Raw genomic sequence first — 4,288 nt, 5'->3', positions numbered from 1 at the left:
GCCGTTAAATTTCCAGGATCAATTCCCATCACCGTCTTAAAACAATCAATTGCAAAATCAACTTCATTTAATCTTAATAAAAACAAAGCAAAATCCAAAAGACAACCAACATGTTTAGGATAGATTTCTAAATATTTTATATAAATATTTATAGCTGATTGATGCTGCCCTGTAATAGAGAGTAACTTAGCATATTTGGGCAAATAACCATCATAAATACTTGCTAAAACCTTAAGATTTTCAGTTGCAACATCCAATAAACCTAGTGACAAAGAAAGGTGAACAATATGCTTCACCTCAATTTCTTTACGAAGATCTGGTGGAATTTCAAAAATTGCGTCAATAGCTTTTTCATAATTACCACTCAAGGTAAAACAATAACTCTTAGCATTAAAATGAAGTCGTTTCACATCATTATTAACACTGATGTATGGATAAGTATATTCAACCATTCTTTTTAAAGCATTAGTGTTTTTCGTTGATAATAATAAAGATAACTTATAAAATGCTCTTTGAATCATATCATTTATAACATTAGTAATATTTTCCTTAGGCAACATGACCTCTAGTTGTTTTAAAAATTGCTCTCTAGTATATTTAAGTAAATTTTGTGAATACCCATCTAACTCGCTCTCGATTATAGTAGATTTATTTTTCCAAATAATTGCACGAGCAAACTGCTGATCTTTTTCCCATTGTTTAAAAACAATATCTAGAAATTTCGGACCTTTAAATTCTAACCGCCTAGCTAAACACCTATTAAGAGAGTCTTCCATTAACTGCAATAAAGAATTAACAGATGTAGAGTATGCTTGATAATAGAGGTGAAATCTTTCTGTAATCTCTTTCTGCTCCCACTCAACATTGTCATCACGACTGGTCATAAAGTGACTAAACTCATATTTCCCTAGGTACTTACAAACCTGTGAAAGATTACAAAATTTCGAGTCTATTTTAAATTCAATTCTATCAAGCTTCTTGTTAATAACAAATGATTCAGAGGGTTTAACCTTTAACTTACTGGTCAAATAAACCGCCTTAGACACAAGACTTTTTAATATCTTTATATTAGCAATTTCAGTATTAAGCATAGATATACAAAATTCAACATGCCCTATATCTGCATCTATAGTTGGCAAATAATGATGAGGATTTAACATATTTCTTTGTTCTGAAGTTATGTCATTAATAGAAATATCATTAGTTTCTGAATAAATGACACCTTTTACTATCGCAGCATCTACTGAAGTATTAAGAAAACTTATATTCTCATATTTCTCTATATCGGCTTCGAGTGATTTTATTGCCATCTTTAATTGTGGTGGTGTTTCAGTAAAATCTCCACTATAACTTTTAACCCAATCATATGACTTACTAAAATCAGGGATGAATGTTGAGCCATGAGTATCTTTTGCGTGAGTTACACCAGCTTTTGAATGACAAAAGTCGACGCCTATCAATACTATTTTTTCTACACCTAATTGAGCAGCAAATTCAATTGCACTATTGATTACTGTTGGTGATTTTTGTGATATATTTTTAATCTCAGGCTCATAATTTATAAAAGGAGACAAAGCACCAAGATAGAGCTTTGCCCCTGTCCATTGCCCCAAAATAAGAGGCGTTGTATGATAACCATTAACAAGAATAGTTTCATGAGGTAAAAGCATAAAATCTTTATTTACTTCAAAACTATCCGGATAGGGATCAATCGAAACAACAAAATCGACTTTCACCCCCAAATTATATAATTTTGAATAAACTCTTGACGCAGCAATAATAATACATCGATGTTTATTATTCATTAACCATTCGATATTATCATCTAAAGACGGACCACCACCAACAACTATAGCGGTGCAGTTATTAAACTTATTTTTCAATATACTTGAAGGAATAGAATTTTCACACAAATTTTCAAATTGACATTTAATAAAAACTTTACTAATAAAGCTAGCTGACAACTCAAAAAATAAAGTGGATACATAATCATCAATTCTTGAATACAATATATTATAACTAGATAAAAAACCTGATTTAACAGAAACACTTTTAATAATTTCAATATTCTTTCTTACTACATGTAAACTGAATTCAATCTCACCAAAAAAATCAATAAATTCATGATACCCAATAATAAAAAAATTGTTTAATCTATCTTTAGGAATATCGATACTGAGTAAATCACGAACACTTTCTAGCTCGATAAAAACAACTTTACTCCCTTTCCCTAAATCCTTGTTAAGTACATAATTTGCTAGTAGCCCTGAGTCACTACCTACAAAAACAAACATATAGTCTTCCTTTTTAAAATCAACATTTAAAGTTGAATTATAATAAGAAGATGAGTCTATTACTTCGAAAACTCTACGATTTACTGATGGCAAATAATACTCACCATATTTATTCACATCAAAAAAAGGTTCAACCTCATTATCTACAACATCCATTAAATCGTCCAAAACAAAATCCTCTCACAAAATAAAAAATATATTTATTAAATAAAATCAACGCCTTAAACAAGAAATCAATTCGTATTCGATATAATCAGCCAAACTGAACCAATCACCTCTATCTTGTGCTTTTAACATTTCGTCCAAAAGTAAATGCATCGGTTCAGAGAAAGGAAGATCATGAAGCACCGATTCTATTTCATCTATAAAAAATTTATATTTGGCTGATGCGGAAGACTCACGACCAAGCCTATATAAATCGGCAGTTTCTTTAGCTAAAAAACTTAAGGAATCCATTTATAGCGCCTTCTTAAATATAGCACCATCAATTTTTGCACTTTCTAGATGAGTTTGTGAAAATATAACTTCTGGATGATTTTCTATGTAATATTCAACACCACGTAAATATGCTTTAAAATTAAAATCTGTTAATGCTCTGCTCCCTCTAACATTCAAAAGCCATTGTTTCTTAGCCATTTTTAAACTAACCCCTAATTCTCCATCTTTCCAAAAAGCATGAGTTTTGTTAAAAGGATAACAAAAATCAGCTCCGATTAATTGAACTTCCTTTGCACCCAATTTTACCGCGATATCGATTGCCGGATGAATAACGCTTCCATTAGAAAATAATAATTGGCGGGGGAATCTTTTCATTAGGCTAGTAAATATATCACTATTTGTATATGCACAGCACCGCTTTCCAGGCCAACACCTTAATAAATCAGAGTTTGTTAAAGGAAAATAAACTAGGGAAGATGATATATTTAATGGATTAGGGAACATTCCCTCCGTTATCCAAGCATCAATTGTTACAACTATATCAGGTTCGATACCTTCACTAACAAGTGCGATAACGGCCGTATCTACTGCTATTATTGTTGGTCTAATCGACTTTTTTAACTTTAAGATTTCACGTAAATCATTATATGACTCCTCCAAAGTCGGACCCGATGCTATAACAATTGCTTTACCTACACTATTAGTTAACTTCAGTTCACTAATATCTAAATCTTTTTCTATAAACTCAATATTATCCACTAATCTATGCAAAAATTGCTCATGACGTTCAGTTATTATTATGTTTGCAAACTGCCTAGTATATTCGTAATTTATTAAATCCCTCAATTTAGTATTTTCATTTTCCACTAAATTAAGATCTGACGAAATTGCAAGATAATTACTTGCCAATCGATTTTGCTTATGATTTACAGTTAATGTTAGCTTGTCAGAAGTTAGCCAGTCAATTTGTTCAGTATAGGAGATCAGTAATGCAAAAAGGCTTAGATTTAATATTGCAACCTCAAAGGTTGTTATTTGTGGTAACTGTGAGAGAATATGAGGCACATCTCCCATTCCGAGGCCATAAACAACTACATGACAAACCTCTGGCACAAGCTGTGAAATGTATAAATTAGCCTCTTTGATTCTATCATGACGGCTACTTAACTGTATTCCATTAACACTAATGCTTTGCTCGTTTCCTTGAACAAGATGAGCATTGAGATGTTCAAATGATACATTAGTTAAAGCAGCAGCAATCATTGGCCAACGTTTTTGGATAATAGTTAGATTTGATTGAAACAGTTTAGTCATAAGTTTTCCTTTAACTTTACTGGTCTCCCCACAGGGACTCGAACCCCGATCGGCCGCTTAGGAGGCGGCTGCTCTATCCTGTTGAGCTATAGAGAGACCCTGTGATTATACTGAGTTTATAATTGAATTAAACCTTTTATATTTAATTGCTTGATTAACAACCAACTAATTCATAATCGCCTTACTCTTATCGATTAGCATTTAGCACTTAGCACTTACCACTTAGCACTTAGCACTTAATT

At 31.8% G+C, this 4,288-nt stretch carries 3 protein-coding genes and 1 tRNA gene; all 4 read right to left on the bottom strand.

The genetic code is table 11. The features are described from left to right. The coding region (locus tag H5181_RS20095) for a 6-hydroxymethylpterin diphosphokinase MptE-like protein (protein WP_220491854.1) at window positions 1–2,462 on the bottom strand (2,462 nt) is incomplete at its 3' end. A 45-nt stretch (window positions 2,463–2,507) separates the two neighbouring features. Further along, on the bottom strand, window positions 2,508–2,750 hold the full coding sequence (locus tag H5181_RS20090) for a hypothetical protein (protein WP_182751873.1): 243 nt from the start codon (window positions 2,748–2,750) through the stop codon (window positions 2,508–2,510). Continuing rightward, window positions 2,751–4,046: a motility associated factor glycosyltransferase family protein gene (locus H5181_RS20085; protein WP_182751872.1), complete on the bottom strand. Its 1,296-nt coding sequence runs from the start codon at window positions 4,044–4,046 to the stop codon at window positions 2,751–2,753. A gap of 20 nt (window positions 4,047–4,066) precedes the next feature. Next, a tRNA-Arg gene (locus H5181_RS20080) sits at window positions 4,067–4,142 on the bottom strand. Between the last annotated feature and the right edge of the window lie 146 nt (window positions 4,143–4,288).

The organism is Shewanella sp. SG44-2, assembly GCF_014164215.1.
GTDB classification, from domain to species: domain Bacteria; phylum Pseudomonadota; class Gammaproteobacteria; order Enterobacterales; family Shewanellaceae; genus Shewanella; species Shewanella frigidimarina.
This window is presented reverse-complemented; position numbering and strand designations above follow the sequence as displayed.

Coding starts and splice junctions, on each gene's coding strand:
- H5181_RS20090 (WP_182751873.1), bottom strand. CDS start 2,750: ATGGATTCCTTAAGTTTTTTAGCTAAAGAAACTGCCGATTTATATAGG.
- H5181_RS20085 (WP_182751872.1), bottom strand. CDS start 4,046: ATGACTAAACTGTTTCAATCAAATCTAACTATTATCCAAAAACGTTGG.